The 17,673-nt window shown below is 43.9% G+C and carries 12 protein-coding genes; 6 read left to right on the forward strand and 6 right to left on the reverse strand.

The window, feature by feature from the left end; translation table 11 throughout:
• Window positions 1-197 precede the first annotated feature (197 nt).
• Window positions 198-644, forward strand: coding sequence for a ferric iron uptake transcriptional regulator FcrX (fcrX, locus tag AB4375_RS10465; RefSeq protein ID WP_017061956.1), 447 nt, complete (start codon window positions 198-200; stop codon window positions 642-644).
• A 151-nt stretch (window positions 645-795) separates the two neighbouring features.
• On the opposite strand, the gene glnS is transcribed toward fcrX, so the two are convergent.
• Window positions 796-2,463 carry a glutamine--tRNA ligase gene (gene glnS, locus AB4375_RS10470; protein ID WP_017063407.1) on the reverse strand — a complete coding sequence of 556 codons (1,668 nt, stop codon included), beginning with the start codon at window positions 2,461-2,463 and terminating at the stop codon, window positions 796-798.
• Window positions 2,464-2,762: 299 nt separating this feature from the next.
• Complete coding sequence (gene nagE / locus AB4375_RS10475) at window positions 2,763-4,313, reverse strand: N-acetylglucosamine-specific PTS transporter subunit IIBC (RefSeq protein ID WP_032545860.1); 1,551 nt, start codon at window positions 4,311-4,313, stop codon at window positions 2,763-2,765.
• Between the two features lie 475 nt (window positions 4,314-4,788).
• Between nagE and nagA the strand changes: the two genes are divergently transcribed.
• The 4 genes from nagA to asnB all read left to right on the forward strand — a co-directional run bounded on the left by nagA (window position 4,789) and on the right by asnB (window position 10,719).
• Entirely contained in the window at window positions 4,789-5,925 is a 1,137-nt protein-coding gene (gene nagA / locus AB4375_RS10480; protein ID WP_017062193.1) for an N-acetylglucosamine-6-phosphate deacetylase, read from the forward strand.
• A 2-nt stretch (window positions 5,926-5,927) separates the two neighbouring features.
• The gene (locus AB4375_RS10485; RefSeq protein ID WP_017062194.1) at window positions 5,928-7,142 is read left to right on the forward strand and encodes an ROK family protein; all 1,215 of its coding nucleotides are present in this window, start codon (window positions 5,928-5,930) and stop codon (window positions 7,140-7,142) included.
• Window positions 7,143-7,226: 84 nt separating this feature from the next.
• A complete protein-coding gene (locus AB4375_RS10490) occupies window positions 7,227-8,813 on the forward strand; it encodes a cation:proton antiporter (RefSeq protein WP_372051538.1) in 1,587 nt (528 codons plus the stop codon).
• Window positions 8,814-9,048: 235 nt separating this feature from the next.
• Window positions 9,049-10,719 carry an asparagine synthase B gene (gene asnB / locus AB4375_RS10495; protein WP_372051539.1) on the forward strand — a complete coding sequence of 557 codons (1,671 nt, stop codon included), beginning with the start codon at window positions 9,049-9,051 and terminating at the stop codon, window positions 10,717-10,719.
• Window positions 10,720-10,797: 78 nt separating this feature from the next.
• Here the strand turns inward: asnB and rfaH are convergent, their stop codons facing one another.
• Window positions 10,798-11,304, reverse strand: coding sequence for a transcription/translation regulatory transformer protein RfaH (gene rfaH, locus AB4375_RS10500; RefSeq protein ID WP_017068990.1), 507 nt, complete (start codon window positions 11,302-11,304; stop codon window positions 10,798-10,800).
• A gap of 501 nt (window positions 11,305-11,805) precedes the next feature.
• Between rfaH and AB4375_RS10505 the strand changes: the two genes are divergently transcribed.
• On the forward strand, window positions 11,806-13,191 hold the full coding sequence (locus tag AB4375_RS10505; protein ID WP_102393253.1) for a peptide MFS transporter: 1,386 nt from the start codon (window positions 11,806-11,808) through the stop codon (window positions 13,189-13,191).
• A gap of 90 nt (window positions 13,192-13,281) precedes the next feature.
• Here the strand turns inward: AB4375_RS10505 and hemH are convergent, their stop codons facing one another.
• The 3 genes from hemH to htpG all read right to left on the reverse strand — a co-directional run bounded on the left by hemH (window position 13,282) and on the right by htpG (window position 17,460).
• Window positions 13,282-14,244 carry a ferrochelatase gene (gene hemH / locus AB4375_RS10510; protein ID WP_372051541.1) on the reverse strand — a complete coding sequence of 321 codons (963 nt, stop codon included), beginning with the start codon at window positions 14,242-14,244 and terminating at the stop codon, window positions 13,282-13,284.
• A gap of 277 nt (window positions 14,245-14,521) precedes the next feature.
• Window positions 14,522-15,166 (reverse strand): adenylate kinase, encoded by a 645-nt coding sequence (adk, locus tag AB4375_RS10515; RefSeq protein WP_017062200.1) that lies wholly within the window; start codon window positions 15,164-15,166, stop codon window positions 14,522-14,524.
• A 389-nt stretch (window positions 15,167-15,555) separates the two neighbouring features.
• Entirely contained in the window at window positions 15,556-17,460 is a 1,905-nt protein-coding gene (gene htpG, locus AB4375_RS10520) for a molecular chaperone HtpG (RefSeq protein ID WP_017062201.1), read from the reverse strand.
• Window positions 17,461-17,673: the final 213 nt, after the last annotated feature.

Here is a 17,673-nt window from a genome sequence, read left to right on the forward strand (position 1 = left end):
CATGTTCATATCAGAAACACCGTCACCTTGACTGGTCGTACCTCCACTATAAGTGAGATACTTCCAATTTACAAAACAGATTGTGATGTCAGTAAGTAACCCTTTGAAGTTCGTGGTTTATTGTTATGCCTGACTAAACTATAATGGTATTAATATTGAATTCTGTTAATTGCTGCAGATCATCAACAGGAAAGTATATGTCAGACAATAATCAAGCGCTAAAAGATGCAGGTCTTAAAGTGACCCTTCCACGGCTCAAAATTTTAGAAGTATTACAACAGCCAGACTGCCAACATATTAGTGCTGAAGATTTATATAAGAAGCTGATCGACCTAGGTGAAGAAATCGGTCTTGCAACCGTTTATCGAGTACTTAACCAATTCGATGACGCTGGCATTGTAACTCGTCACCACTTCGAAGGCGGCAAGTCTGTATTTGAACTTTCTACACAGCACCACCACGACCACCTTGTATGTTTAGATTGTGGCGAAGTGATCGAATTCTCTGATGACATCATCGAAGAAAGACAGAAAGAGATTGCTCAGCGTTACAACGTGCAACTAACAAACCACAGTTTGTACTTGTACGGCAAAAGCATTAACGGAGATTGCAAAGGCAATCCAGACGCGCATAAAGCGAAGTAGTAATACAGAACGCTGGCTTAGGCCGGCGTTTTTTATATGGCCCTACATAAGTACGATCTCCGATACTTATCCCATATTATTCAGACACAAAAAAACCGGCTCTAAGCCGGTTTTTTATTGGGTCGTTTTTAACAAACTAAATACTCAAGCATTAAGCTTCAGTTTTACCCCATGTGTCACGTAGACCAACCGTGCGGTTGAAGACTAGTGCATCTGCTTTAGAGTCTTTCGAATCCACACAGAAGTAACCTGTACGTTCAAACTGGTACGCTTGCTCTGCCACACCTTCTGCTAAGCTAGGTTCAACAAAACCATTTAGCGTAACAAGAGATTCAGGGTTTAGCGTTGCAGCGAAGTCATCAGCAGCGGCTGGGTTTGGCACTGTGAATAGACGATCGTACAAACGAATCTCAGCAGGCAGTGCTTTATCAGCAGATACCCAGTGGATAACGCCTTTCACTTTGCGGCCATCTGCAGGGTTCTTACCCAATGTTTCATTGTCGTAAGAACAGAAGATAGTCGTAATGTTGCCTTCTGCATCTTTTTCGATACGTTCAGCTTTGATCACGTAAGCACCACGCAGGCGAACTTCTTTACCTAGAACCAAACGCTTGTACTTTTTGTTTGCTTCTTCACGGAAGTCGTCACGTTCGATCCAAACTTCGCGTGTAAATGGAACTTCACGAGTACCCATTTCTGGCTTGTTCGGGTGGTTTGCAACCGTTAGCGTTTCTACTGTATCTGCTTCGTAGTTTTCGATAACGATCTTAACTGGATCCAGAACAGCCATTGCACGAGGTGCATTTTCGTTCAGATCATCACGGATGCAAGATTCAAGTGAACCGAACTCAATCATGTTCTCTTGCTTAGTTACACCAATACGCTTACAGAATTCACGAATCGAGCTTGAAGTAAAACCACGACGACGTAGGCCAGAAATAGTAGGCATGCGTGGGTCATCCCAACCTTGAACTAGGTTTTCAACCACAAGTTGGTTCAGCTTACGCTTAGACATCACTGTATATTCAAGATTCAGGCGGCTAAACTCGTACTGACGAGGTTGGCAGTCAATCGTGATGTTATCTAGAACCCAATCATACAAACGACGGTTATCTTGGAATTCAAGCGTACAGATAGAGTGCGTAATACCTTCCAGCGCATCAGAGATACAGTGAGTAAAGTCGTACATTGGGTAAATGCACCACTTGTCAGCCGTTTGATGGTGGTGAGCAAAACGAACACGGTAGATAACAGGATCGCGCATAACCATGAACGAAGAGCTCATGTCGATCTTAGCACGTAGACACGCTTTACCTTCTTCAAAGCCACCGTCACGCATTTTTTCAAACAACGCTAGGTTCTCTTCAGGGCTGCGGTCACGGTATGGGCTCGCTTTACCAGGCTCTTTTAGCGTGCCACGGTACTCACGGATTTGATCAGGACTTAGCTCGTCAACATACGCTAAGCCTTTATTAATTAATTCCACAGCATAAGCGTAAAGCGTATCGAAGTAGTTTGATGAGTAACAAATATCACCAGACCATTCGAAGCCTAACCAGCTTACATCATTCTTAATTGACTCAACGTATTCAACGTCTTCTTTTTCAGGGTTTGTATCATCGAAACGAAGATTACATTGTCCCTGGTAGTCCTGAGCAATACCAAAGTTCAAGCAAATAGATTTAGCGTGACCAATGTGCAGGTAGCCATTTGGCTCCGGCGGGAAACGAGTATGCACGCTACTGTGTGTACCATCCGCTAAATCTTTATCAATAATTTGGCGAATGAAATTCGATGGACGAGCCTCAGCTTCACTCATCTATAGCACCTCTATGTATTTAGTATTGTCAGAGAAAGTTATCTTTCGTCCCCAAGAAAACGGTCGCTTATAGCGCCAGTCAAAGATAGAAAGATCATTGTTGCTAATCATCCACAATTCTTAGCCTTTGCACAATAAGAACCGTCCGTTAATTGCGATTATTTCTGCTATTCGATGAAGAATAGAACGAACCGTGTTCGCTGGTCTTAAACTGCAGGCACAAAAAAGCCTCCCATGTGGGAGGCTTTCAATTTGACACTTACTTAAGAGTAACTTTACGTCTTAACTAAGTACTTCCCTTACTGTGGAAGTTTTACATCAGATAGGTCTTCGCCTGCACCAATAGCTTTCATTTCGCCAGCTACGATTTCAGCTAGTGGGCCTAGGATAACCTGTAGGTTGTTTTCACCTAGTTTAACCACACCTTTAGCACCAAGTTTCTTAAGAACAACTTCATCTGCAACAGAGCGGTCTTTAAGAGTTAGACGTAGACGAGTGATACAAGCGTCGATTGAAGTTAGGTTGTCGTGACCACCTAGAGCTTTCAGGTATTGACGTGCAAGGTCGCCCTTTGGTGCTTCGCCAGCAGGAGCTGCAACAGCTTCGTCATCATCTTCACGACCTGGCGATTTCAAGTTGAAAGCGCGGATTGCGAAAGAGAAAGTGAAGAAGTATAGAGCACCGAAGCCAAGACCGATTAGTAGTAGTACGAATGGTTTAGTTGCTAGACCCCAGTTCAATACGAAGTCGATAAGACCAGCAGAGAAACCGAAACCGTGCAGAGTACCAAACATGTTAGCAACTACTAGAGACAAACCTGTAAATACAGCGTGCATTGCGTATAGAGCAGGAGCTAGGAATACGAACATGAATTCTAGCGGCTCTGTGATACCTGTTAGGAATGAACAGAATGCAACTGAGAATAGTGCGCCACCAACTTGGCTACGTTTTTCAGCAGGAGCAGCTAGGTACATTGCAAGTGCAGCACCTGGTAGACCGAACATCATTACTGGGAAGAAACCGTTCATGAATACGCCAGCGCCTTTATCGCCGCCGAAGAAACGGTGTAGGTCGCCAGATTTAACTGTTTCAGTTACTTCTTTAACAGTTGCAACAATTTCTGGGTTAACTGAGTTAGCAAATTCAAATGTGTACTCTTGACCAACAACTAAAGTTTTAGCTAGTGCAGGGTCAACACAAAGTTGAGAGAAGCCTTCTGCAGCAACTACGATCTCTTGACAAGAGCCCATACCGAACCAGAAGTACGAGTTCAGTACATGGTGTAGACCTACTGGGATAAGTGCACGGTTAAGAGTACCGTAAACAAATTGACCGATAGCGCCAGACGTTGAAACTGCGTGAGCAAGTGCATCTAGACCAGATTGAACAGCAGGCCATACAACACCAAAGATCGCGCCAGCAACTAGAGCAAATAGACCAGCCATAATAGGAACTAGACGTTTGCCAGAGAAGAATGCTAGCCACTCTGGAAGACGAGTCGCGTGGAATGCATTGTAAGAGTGGCCTGCGATGATACCTGCAAAGATACCGCCGAAGAATGACATATTTACACTAGCATCGATGTTTGTTGCGGTTGCTGTCAGAACAAAGTAAGCAACTGCACCAGCAAGACCTGCTGCGCCGTTACCGTCTTTAGAAAGACCAATAGCTATACCCAAACCAAACAATAATGGTAGTTGACTGAAGATTGCGTTACCAGCAGATGCCATGAATGCGATATCGAGTAAGTCTGGTTGACCCAGACGTAGCAGCAATGCCGCAATCGGAAGCGTTGCGATTGGTAGCATTAACGCCTTACCAAGCTTCTGCGCATATCCTAGAATATTCACCAGTTGTTTCCCCCTATAGGATTTTTTAGAATTCGTTTGAGAAACTTATTTTAGTCGCTCAATTTAGTCCTATTCAGTGTATTCAATTAATTTTGCTCCGCAAATTAAAACCTTACCATTTGTGATCCTAATCACCAGTTTTTACCAAATCCAGAGGTTTTTGCTAGCGAGATCATAAAACTTATTTTATCATTCAAAAAAATGAACATTTATGGATAAAATCCAAATCTAATCATTAGGCAAAAAGATGGTAACTCCAGGCTTATAGAGCACCGTGAATAATCATTATTGATGGACCTAAATGTATAATAAAAATCAATTGTTCATATGTTTTTCAACAACTTAAATCGCTTCTCATTTTGAAGCCGTTTGCCCATAAAAGATAAATCGTTACGTAAATGATGCTCGCAAACTAAGTCCGCATTTAGGTAACGAACGAATTTAAAAGATCTCACGAAATAAGGATTAGCTGACTATGTACGCGCTAAGTAACTGTAAAATTTACACTGGTAGTGATGTTCTAACCGATCATGCTGTTGTAATCGAAAACGAACTGATCAAAAAAGTCTGTCCTATCTCTGAATTGCCAGAAGGAATCGAGCTTCGCGACCTAGACGGAGCAAACCTAAGCCCAGGTTTCATTGACCTACAACTGAATGGTTGTGGCGGTGTAATGCTTAACGATGAGATCACTGCAGAAACCATGCAGATCATGCACAAAGCAAACCTGAAATCTGGCTGTACTAGCTTCCTACCAACGCTTATCACCTCTTCAGACGAAGATATGCGTGCGGTTATTACGGCAGCTCGTGAATACCATAACCAGTACCAAAACCAATCTTTAGGTCTGCACCTTGAAGGCCCTTACCTAAACGTTGCGAAAAAAGGCATCCATAGCGTCGATCACATTCGTAAATCTGACAACGAAATGATTGAGCTTATCTGTGAGAACCGTGACCTTGTTGCAAAAGTAACATTGGCTCCAGAGCTTAACGACCCTGAACACATCGAACGCCTGCACAAAGCTGGCGTTGTCGTTTCTATCGGCCACACCAACGCAACTTACGCAGAAGCGCGTCAAGGTTTCGAATCTGGTATCACGTTCGCCACTCACCTGTTCAATGCAATGACGCCGATGGTTGGTCGTGAGCCTGGCGTTGTTGGCGCGATTTACGATACTCCTGAGGTTTACGCTGGCATTATTGCCGACGGCTTCCACGTTGATTACGCAAACATCAGAATTGCGCATAAAATCAAGGGAGAAAAGTTGGTATTAGTGACGGATGCCACAGCTCCTGCAGGTGCTGACATGGAATACTTTATTTTTGTCGGTAAGAAAGTATATTACCGTGATGGTAAGTGTGTTGATGAAAACGGCACACTGGGCGGCTCAGCTCTGACTATGATTGAAGCAGTTCAGAATACAGTTGAGCACGCTGGTATCGCTTTAGACGAAGCTCTTCGCATGGCTACGCTATACCCAGCTACGGCTATCGGTGTAGAAAGCAAGCTAGGTCGAATCAAAAAAGGCATGGTTGCAAACCTAGCTGTATTTGACCGAGACTTTAACGTTAAAGCGACTGTTGTTAACGGACAATACGAGCACAATTAAGTATGAATGGCGGACAAATAGGTAACGTAGACTTAGTTAAACAACTAAACAGTGCGGCGGTATACCGACTTATAGACCAACAGGGGCCTATCAGTCGTATACAAGTGGCTGATGTAAGCCAACTCGCACCGGCAAGTGTTACAAAAATTACCCGCCAACTTTTAGAGCGCGGCCTAATTAAAGAGGTTGCGCAGCAAGCGTCTACTGGCGGTAGACGCGCTATCTCCCTAACCACAGAAGTAGAGCCTTTTCATTCTGTTGCTGTGCGTTTGGGTCGAGACTACATTCAAATAAGCCTGCATGACCTTGGTGGTCGTGAATTGGCTTTCCAACAGCAAGACCTGAATTATTCAGACCAATCAGACCTTACCCAAGGCTTGGTCAATAACCTCAAAGCTTTCATTGCTGAGCATCAACCAAAGATCGATCAACTGATTGCTATTGGTGTCACGCTTCCAGGCTTGGTTAACCCAACGACCGGTGTTGTTGAGTACATGCCGAATACCGACATCGATAACCTCGCATTAAGCGACATTATTCGCGATACATTCCATGTTGCTTGTTTTGTTGGTAACGATGTTCGTGGAATGGCGCTTGCTGAGCACTACTTCGGTGCAAGTAAAGATAGCCAAGATTCTATTTTGGTCAGTGTTCACCGTGGTACAGGTGCAGGTATTATCGTTAATGGTCAGGTTTTCCTAGGTCATAACCGTAATGTGGGTGAAATTGGTCATATCCAAATTGATCCGCTAGGCGAGCAATGCCAATGTGGTAACTTCGGCTGTCTTGAAACAGTAGCGGCAAACCCAGCTATCGTTGAACGCGTGCAGAAGCTGATTAAACAAGGCTATGAGTCTTCTTTAACAGAGCTTGAGCATATTACGATTCAAGACGTTTGTGACCACGCGATTAATGGTGATGAGCTAGCCAAGCAAAGCTTAGTTCGAGTAGGAAACCAGTTAGGTAAGGCTATCGCGATGACGATTAACTTATTTAACCCTCAAAAAGTTATCATTGCTGGTGATATTACCAAGGCACAAGAGATTGTTTTTCCTGCAATTAAGCGCAATGTAGAGAATCAGTCGTTAACGACTTTCCATAGCGGCCTGCCTATTGTAGCATCACAGATCGATAAACATCCTACGATGGGAGCTTTTGCTATGATTAAGCGCGCCATGCTTAACGGCGTGTTACTGCAGAAGCTTCTCGAAGACTAGAGAAAACAATTCTGATTTTCCGCGGGCCGTGTTTGTATAAACACGGCCCGTTTTTTTTAAGCTAGGGAACTACAACAACAAGTTATGGAACTTATATTAATATCCACTGCGTTTATCGCAGGATTTATTGCTTTAAAGTGTCACCTTCCCCCATTAGTTGGTTTTTTGGTTGCAGGCTTTGGGCTTTTTGCCTTTGGCTTTGAAACCAATGACACCATCATTACTTTAGCTGACCTTGGTGTCACGCTGCTTCTATTTACTATCGGCTTAAAGCTCGATATCAAAACCCTACTCTCTAAAGAGATCTGGGCTGGCGCGACAATCCACAACCTTTTGTCCACTCTGTTTTTCGCCGTCGCCCTGTTTGGCTTTAAGTTCTTAGGTATTTCATCGCTAGCTGCCATGTCGGTAGAACAGATCGTTCTGCTCGGTTTTGCTCTTTCATTCTCTAGTACTGTATTTGCGGTTAAGACTCTGCAAGAGAAAGGCGAAATGAATGCGACCTACGGAACGTTAGCGATTGGTATCTTGGTCATGCAGGATATCTTCGCCGTAGTATTCTTAACGGCTTCTACGGGCAAAATACCTGAGTGGTATGCAATTGCTCTGTTTGCCCTACCCTTATTACGCCCACTGTTCTACAAAGTGCTCGATTGGGTTGGTCACGGTGAGATGCTGGTTCTTTCCGGCATCTTCTTCGCATTAGTCGTCGGTGCTGGTTTATTCCATTTGGTTGGTGTGAAACCAGATTTGGGGGCTCTTGTTCTAGGTATGTTACTTGCTGGTCACCCAAAAGCCTCAGAATTATCAAAGTCGCTGTTTAACCTTAAAGAACTTTTCCTTGTCTGTTTCTTCTTGAATATTGGTCTGTCAGAGCAACCAACCATTCAAGGCTTTATGCTCGCAATCTTGTTCTTGCTGATGCTGCCTGTGAAAGGTGTTCTCTACTTCTTGGTACTCAACCGCTTCAAGTTCCGTGTTCGAACGTCTCTACTTGCCTCGCTATCACTGTTTAACTATAGCGAGTTTGGCCTCATCGTTGGTGGTCTCGCCTTCAAGATGGGTTGGATGTCGGGTGATATCTTAGTTGCCGTTGCCATTGCAGTTTCACTGTCTTTTCTAATCGCTGCTCCTTTAAACCGAGCTGGTCATAAGCTTTATCAGCAGTCAGGTAAATGGCTAAAAGAGCATGCGTCAGAAAAGCTTCACCGACGTGATAAGCGAATTGACCCTGGTCGTGCCCAAGTGCTTATTCTAGGTATGGGCCGAATTGGTACCGGTGCTTATGACGAATTACGTACTCGCTATGGCAAGGTCAGCCTAGGTGTAGAAGTGCGTGAAGAAGCCGCGCACAACCACAAAAGCCAAGGCAGAAACGTGATTTCTGGCGACGCGACTGACCCAGATTTCTGGGAGCGAATTCTAGATACAGCAAACGTAAAGCTGGTGATTTTGGCAATGCCTCACCACCAAGGTAATCAAACCGCTTTAGAACAATTAAAGTCACGTAACTTTAAAGGCCAAATTGCGGCTATTGCTGAATATCCCGATCAACTCGAAACACTGAAAGAGAATGGCGTTGATGCGGCATTTAACATTTACAGCGAGGCTGGTAGTGGTTTTGCTCGCCACGTTTGCGAACAGTTAAATCCAAATATCAATAAAATCTAGTATTAGACAGTGTTCAACTAAACCTCTCAAAACTGCCTATTTTTCGCACTTTTGAGAGGTTTTTGTTTAAAAAACCAACCGCAATTAAACATCACACACCAAAAGCACATAAAAATTAGATAATTTCTAACAGAAAACCCTTTATATTATTTTTTTGCTCACATCCGGTTGCTTTTTTTAGCCAGAATGGCAAATTGAATGCAGTTGATTTGGAAATTATTTAAAAGGAAGTTCTATGTGTTCAGTATTTGGCATTCTCGACATTAAAAGTGATGCCGCAGCACTTCGCCCTATTGCTTTAGAAATGTCTAAGAAGCTTCGTCACCGTGGTCCAGACTGGTCTGGTATCTATGCTGGTGAAAAAGCAATCCTTGCTCATGAACGTCTTGCTATTGTTGGCTTGAACAGTGGTGCTCAACCACTATACAGTCAAGACAAAAAGCACATTCTTGCAGTAAACGGTGAAATTTATAACCACAAAGAACTTCGTGCACGCTATGAAGATAAGTACCAGTTCCAGACTGATTCTGACTGTGAAGTTATCCTAGCGCTATACCAAGAGATGGGTGCAGACCTTCTAGAAGAGCTTAACGGTATTTTCGCATTCGTTTTATACGACGAAGAGAAAGACGAGTACCTAGTGGGCCGCGACCATATTGGTATCATCCCGCTTTACCAAGGTTACGATGAGCACGGCAACTACTACGTGGCTTCAGAGATGAAAGCATTGGTTGAAGTATGTAAGACGATCAGTGAATTCCCTCCAGGTAGCTTCTACTCTTCGAAAGATGCTGAACCTCAACGCTACTACATCCGCGATTGGAACGAGTACGCTGCGGTACAAGGCAACAGCACAAGCAAAGAAGAACTGACTGAAGCGCTAGAAGCAGCCGTTAAACGTCAACTAATGACTGACGTTCCTTACGGTGTACTTCTATCTGGTGGCCTGGATTCATCAATTACTTCAGCAGTTGCAAAACGCTTTGCGGCAATGCGTATCGAAGATGATGAGCAATCTGAAGCTTGGTGGCCACAACTGCACTCGTTCGCTGTTGGTCTTGAAGGCGCACCAGACCTTATCGCTGCTCGTGAAGTTGCGGACAAGATCGGAACTGTGCACCATGAGATGACTTACACTATTCAGGAAGGCCTAGACGCAATCCGTGACGTTATCTACCATATCGAAACTTACGATGTAACGACGATTCGTGCATCAACGCCAATGTACTTGCTGGCTCGTAAGATCAAAGCGATGGGCATCAAGATGGTACTTTCAGGTGAAGGTGCTGATGAAATCTTTGGTGGTTACCTGTACTTCCATAAAGCGCCAAACGCGAAAGAGTTCCACGAAGAGACAGTACGTAAACTGCTTGCTCTAAGCATGTTCGACTGTGCTCGTGCAAACAAATCGCTAGCGGCATGGGGTGTTGAAGGCCGTGTACCATTCTTGGATAAAGAGTTCATCGATGTCGCAATGCGTCTGAACCCTGAAGATAAGATGTGCGGTAACGGTAAGATGGAGAAACACATCCTGCGTGAGTGTTTTGAAGACTACCTACCAGATTCAATCGCATGGCGTCAAAAAGAGCAGTTCTCTGATGGTGTTGGCTACGATTGGATTGATACATTGAAAGCAACGGCTGAAGCAAAAGTAACGGATCAACAAATGGAAGCTGCTAAGTTCCGTTTCCCTTACAACACGCCAACAACCAAAGAAGGTTATGCTTACCGTGAAATCTTTGCGGAGCTATTCCCTCTAGAATCTGCGGCAGAGTGTGTACCTGGTGGTCCTTCAGTTGCTTGTTCATCAGCGAAAGCGATTGAGTGGGATGAGTCATTCAAAAATTGTGTCGACCCATCAGGCCGTGCAGTACAAGCCGTTCACAACGATGCTTACAACGCTTAGAGCGTTTTGAACAAATCCTAAAGACTAAAAAAGGCGCATTATGCGCCTTTTGTTTTAAGCCTATTTTTATTACTGCAGTTATGCGCGAGCTTGTAGTGCTTCGTTCTCAATACTGATTGGAACGACTTGGCTGATCATTTTCACCAGCATAATCGATCGAGCCTCACCGTCTTTCTGATCGAAAATAGCTTCAACCCCAGCAAATTGGCCACTCTGAATCTTAACTACCTGTCCAGATTCAAACTCAACACAACAATCTTCCACTTCGTTACTGCAGCACTTCTCAAACTCTTTAAGTTCAAACACCAAGTCTCCTTGGACCTCGTGCGGCAGTGAACCGAACTTAATAAAGTCCACAACGCCACGTGTTGAACGAACGGTCGTGAAGCTAGGACCTTGCTCATAGTCGAAGCGAACAAAGATGTAAGACGGAAACAGCGGTTCTTTGACCTGCTTTTCTTTCCCTCTCACCACCTTTTCGACTTCTATTTGAGGGTAAAAGCACTCTACCCCCTGATTCTCTAAGTGCTGCTGAGCGCGTTTTTGATCACCACGCTTACAGTAAAGCAAATACCAACGTTTCATTTGACTAGCCATTTTATATTTTTAGATATTTTACCACATGCCTAAAACGGTTAAATCACCATTAATAAAATGAATCGTTGCTAACGAAAAATAATGCGTAGCAGACCAATTTATCAACAAAAAGTTATAGGTGTCGGAGTGGTTAAGCATTGTACAGAGATAATTTAGAGATCAAAAGACTCATTGTTGTAAGCATATGTATGCCCCACCTAATGCGCATGCCACTCCCTTCAAACTCAAAATGATACACCAGAGCAATATATCTAAAGATTTTAATTCAACACAACTTTAATGAAGGTTATTAACCAACCAACTCAAATCTGGAAAATTAGTTTGCAGCACATCTAAAATGGGCAACATTAAAAATAAAGATATTTAATATCAACATCTTAGTTAAACCAAGTTGTCGTGACCATAAAATAAGTCTATTGCAGACTTTTATCCCACTGTGTATACATGAATGACTATAAAATCTTTTAATACCTAAAATTAGTAAAACTTATGCCAAGCAACCACAACATCTTTGGCCACCCTAGAGGCCTATTTCTACTTTTTAGCACAGAGCTATGGGAACGTTTCTCTTACTATGCGATGCGTGCCATCCTTGTCTTATTTTTGACTGACACTACCCTCAACGGTGGACTGGGTTGGTCAACGAAAGACGCACTCGATCTCTACGGTATTTACACCGGCTTAGTCTACATCACACCATTAATTGGTGGCTGGATTGCCGATAACTACCTAGGTCAGCGTAAATCAATTATGATTGGCGGTGTATTGATGGCACTTGGCCAATTTACAATGGCTCTACCTAACGGCTTCATCGGTTTAGACCAAGTGAACGCGCTGTACCTTGGTTTAGCACTGCTAATCAGTGGTAACGGTATGTTTAAGCCGAACATCTCAACCATGGTTGGCGATCTGTACCAAGAAGGCGATAACCGCCGTGACGGTGCTTTCACCATTTTCTACATGGGCATCAACTTAGGTGCGCTGCTTGGTGGCTTAATTTCAGGTGCTGCTGTCGATTCATTCGGTTGGAAAGCAGGTTTCCTAGCCGCTGGTATTGGTATGGTTATTAGCTTGATCATGCAAGTGACAATGGCTCAGTCTTGGTTGGGCAACATCGGTTCTGTACCTGCTGCTGCAAGAGCGAAAGCACTAAACAAATCTAAAGAAAAAGCGCCACTGACCAAAGAAGAGTTCGACAGACTAAAAGTGATTCTTATCATGGGTCTGTTCGTGATTGTTTTCTGGGCGGGCTTTGAACAAGCTGGCGGCCTAATGAACATCTACACTCAACAATATACTGACCGTATGATTGGTGGCTTTGAAGTTCCTGCTGCGTGGTTCCAATCTTTGAACCCATTCTTCATCATTACACTTGCTCCAATCATTGCTGCGTTCTGGGTGAAACTGGGTAAGCGTGAACCCAACTCTCCTGTTAAGTTTGCAATGGCATTGTTCTTCTTAGCACTGGGCTTTGTGTGCATGATGGGCGCGGTAATGGAGCAAGGCGGTGACCTAACCGTGAAAACATCAATGCTATGGCTAGTCGGTGCTTTCTTCTTCCATACCCTTGGTGAGCTTTGTCTATCGCCTATTGGCCTGTCGTTGGTCACTAAGTTAGCTCCGCTTCGCCTAGCATCATTGATGATGGGTGCATGGTTTGGCTTCAATGCGGTGGCAAACTACGTGGCAGGCCTGGTCGGTTCTCACGTTGGTGAGCTTGGTGCTATGTCAATCTTCAGTGGTATTGCTATCACAGCAACGGTGAGTGCCATATTACTGCTGCTTTGTGCTGGTAAGCTTGTATCATGGATGCATGGTGTAGAAACCAACATGACGCTTGAAGCAGAACCAAAAGCAGAAACTTCGGTCGCTTAATAGCTAGATCGATTTCAAGAAGAAACATCAAGATCAAAAAGGGCTGCTCAATGAGCAGCCCTTTTGTTATCTATTCAATCGCCATATCAGTTAGCGATGAAGCGCCACTAGTTCAGCCATCATGTCGATGTGTGAGTCTCTGTCGTTCAGACACATAATGTAGCTAAAGTCCGAACCACCAGCGTCAATGAACGTCTCTTTACACTGGTCTGAAATCTCTTCCAACGTTTCCAAACAGTCAACCGAAAAGGCAGGTGCCATGATGTCGATCTTCTTGATGCCTTTACTCGGCAGTGACTCAAGTGTCTCGTCAGTGTATGGCTTCAACCACTCTTCTCGACCAAATCGCGATTGGTATGTCATGGTGATATCGTCCGCTAACAAACCTAACTCTGCCGCAAGCAGCTTTGTTGTCGCTTCACAATGCTGAGGGTAGATATCGCCTTCATCAGCCAGTCGCTTCGGAATACCGTGGAAAGAACACACTAAATGATCGGCTCTGCCATTTTTATCCCAATGACTGCGGACGCTTTCAGCCAATGCTTTTGCATAGCTTGGGTGCGCGTAGTAGTCGCGAATAAAGCGATAGCTCGGGATAACTGGCATCTGCTTAAAGGCTTTGGTTAAACCATCAGAAACCGCCGCTGTGGTTGTGCCAGAGTACTGCGGATATAAAGGCAGTACGATGATGTCCTCAACGCCCTGCTCCATCAGTTGCTCAACACCAGCCTTTAGGCTTGGGTTGCCATAGGTCATACCCAGTGCAACAGGCATCTCTAGTTTTTTCTGGAGCTTTTCAGCTTGTCTTTGAGAGTACACAAGCAGTGGTGAGCCCTCATCCATCCAGACAGACTGATACAGCTTAGCAACTTTAGGCGAGCGAATCGGTAAAATCACGCCATGTAATATAGGACACCAAAGCCAACGCGTTAGGTTTACAACTCGCTTGTCGTGTAAGAATTCACTCAAAAATCGACGAATGCCAGCGGGGGTCGCCGCATCTGGCGTTCCTAAGTTCACCAGTAAAACGCCCTGCTTTTTATTATTTTCCATAGATACCTGAGACCAATATGTGATTTTCTGGAAAGTAATATACTAATCTGCATAAGTTTAAGATCATTGCGCCTCAATGAAAGTCTGAATAATCATTCTTCATATGAGATACACAACATCCACTCTCAATTGCTAGCCACTGCCATCGGGTCTGAACCGTTCTGAATCATGTGCAATCAAGTTATATAGATTGGTATCGTACTAAAAATTGAAACAAAAAAAGCGACCCTTAAGGTCGCTTCCAATATATCAAATTCTAAAACTGGCTGTTAGCCAATTATGCTAGTGCTTTCTCAAGTTCTGCACTAACTTCAGCAACTTGCTTAGTACCGTCAAACTTAAGGTACTGAGTGTTACCTGCTTCAGCTTCTTTACCGTAGTAAGAGATTAGCGGAGCTGTTTGATCGTGGTATACACCTAGACGTGCACGAACTGTTTCTTCTTTGTCGTCATCACGTACCACTAGGTCTTCACCCGTTACGTCATCTTTACCTTCTTCTTTAGGCGGATTGTACACAGTGTGGTATGTACGACCAGAAGGAAGGTGAGCACGACGACCAGCCATACGCTCAACAATCACATCGTCAGCTACGTCAAATTCAACAACGTAATCAACAGCGATGCCCATTTCTTTTAGGCCATCAGCTTGTGGGATTGTGCGTGGGAAACCGTCTAGTAGGAAACCTTTCTCACAGTCATCTTGAGCGATACGCTCTTTGATAAGACCAAGGATAATTTCATCAGAAACTAGCTGACCAGCGTCGATTACTGATTTTGCTTGCTTACCAAGCTCAGTACCCGCTTTGATAGCAGCACGTAGCATGTCACCAGTTGAAATTTGAGGGATACCAAATTTGTTCATGATGAAGTTAGCTTGAGTACCTTTACCCGCGCCAGGAGCACCTAGAAGAATGATGCGCATGTTTAATCCTCTTATAAAATTATGATTTATACCGAAGCTCACTATCCCTCCATTCTTGCTCATTTTTAGGATGAACAGAAAGCGTTAAGTAACCATTGAGGCTAAGCAAAACTGTGAACAGAAGCAAAACGGTAAGTTTCGGTATAACGTTTAAAAATCATACAACTGGAGATAGTTGCTTCTTAGCCCCAGCTGATTAGGTCGAGCATTCTATCACATTAATATTCAATTTGGCTGAATTTACGACTAAAGAATGCATCGACAACATTTGTTTTGACGATAACGGTGACGTTGACCACGTTAGGTCAATTTTCAACGACGTTCATAAAAAAAAGCCCGCATTTGCGAGCTTTTTATTGTAATTGTTGGCTTAACCTAAAGTCGAAAGACTAACGCTTTGTTAGTAGCTCGTTGATTGCACCCAAGAATTGTGACGGATCTTCCATTGAGCCCTTTTCAGCCAGCATCGCTTGACCAAGTAGCAACTCAACCCAACGACCAAACGCTTGCTCGTCTGCTTCGTCAGCCATCTGTTTAACCAGTGCGTGCTCAGGGTTAATCTCGAAGATGTACTTCACTTCCGGTGCCGCTTGACCCGCAGCTTCAAGAAGCTTCGCCATTTGCGTGCCCATTTCGAAGTCGTCAGTCACAACAACCGCAGGTGTTGTTGCTAGCTTGAAGGTCGTACGAACTTCTTTAACACGACCACCTAGGTAAGATTGAGTGCGCTCTACAACAGATTTGAACTCTTCTTCTGTCTCTTTTTGCTTCTCTTTCTCTTCTTCACCTTCAAACTTGCTTAGGTCTAAGCCTGCTTTAGTGATCGATTGGAACTGTTTACCGTCGAAGTCAGTCAGGTAGTTCATTACGTACTCATCAATACGATCGTACATTAGAACCACTTCAATACCTTTAGCTTTGAACTGCTCCAAGTGTGGGCTGTTCTTAGCGGCAGCGTAGCTATCTGCCGTCAGGTAGTAAATCTTATCTTGGCCTTCTTTCATGCGCTCAACGTAAGATTCTAGGCTGATGGTTTGTTCAGCAGAATCCACTTCCGTTGACGAGAAACGAAGTAGACCAGCGATCTTCTCTTTGTTCGCCATATCTTCAGCCGGGCCTTCTTTCAATACTAGGCCGAACTCTTTCCAAAACTCTAGGTACTTATCATTGTCATTCTTCGCCATGCGCTCAAGCATAGTCAGTACACGCTTGGTACATGCGCCACGAAGAGACTGAGTTACCTTGTTGTCTTGCAGGATTTCACGAGACACGTTCAATGGCAGATCGTTTGAGTCAATCAAGCCGCGAACGAAACGCATGTAAGATGGCATGAACTGCTCTGCGTCATCCATGATGAATACACGCTGCACGTAAAGTTTCAAGCCACTCTTGTGGTCACGGTTCATCATGTCCCAAGGTGCTTTCGCTGGGATGTAAAGCAGGCTTGTGTAATCGTTCTTACCTTCAACCTTGTTGTGGCTCCAGGTTAGTGGATCAGCAAAGTCGTGAGATACGTGCTTGTAAAACTCTTGGTACTCTTCTTTCTCGATATCAGATTTGTTGCGAGTCCAAAGCGCTTGCGCCTTATTGATCTGTTCCCAATGTTTCTCTTCGGTGTCTTTACCTTCGTCATCTTTCACTGCTGTGAAGATAGAAACAGGAATGCCGATGTGGTCAGAATATTTACCAATCACTTCACGCAGACGCCACTCATTTAAGAACTCTTTACCGTCTTCACGCATGTGCAGAACGATGTCAGTACCACGAGACTCTTTAGTGATGTCTTCGATTGTGTAATCGCCTTCACCTGCAGAGTGCCACTGAACAGCTTCATTGTTCGGCAGGCCAGCTGCACGTGTGCGAACCGTTACCGCGTCTGCGACGATGAATGCAGAATAGAAACCCACACCAAATTGACCAATCAGTTGAGAGTCTTTGCTTTGGTCTTCAGACAGCTTTGAGAAAAAATCTGCAGTGCCTGACTTAGCAATCGTACCTAAATGCTCAATAACGTTGTCGCGGCTCATACCGATACCGTTATCAGAAATGGTTAACGTGTTTGCTTCCGCGTTGAAAGAAAGTTTTACACCTAGATCTGCATCACCTTGGTAAAGGTCACCGTTCGATAGAGCTTGAAAACGAAGCTTATCAGCCGCGTCAGATGCGTTAGAGATCAGCTCACGTAGAAAGATTTCTTTATTTGAATACAGTGAGTGAATCATTAGATGAAGTAGTTGTTTTACTTCAGATTGAAAGCCACGAGTCTCTTTATTTTGCGTTGCCGTTTCGCTCATTTTTACTCCAAAACATCTATACTTTATGTTGAATAATCATAGGGGCGTAACACTTGATGCCACTCTTCTGATCATTAACATGAGGATGACAAATGTAAATTCAAGGTCAAAAATCATAAAAACACTGTTTTTTTTATCTGTTTTTATTATCCTTGAGCCTGATAAATATAAAAGAACATAAAATAAGCCATGATTTGGTGAAGAATTAACGGA

It is taken from the genome of Vibrio sp. 10N.261.51.C6 (assembly GCF_041471785.1).
GTDB lineage: Bacteria > Pseudomonadota > Gammaproteobacteria > Enterobacterales > Vibrionaceae > Vibrio > Vibrio crassostreae_C.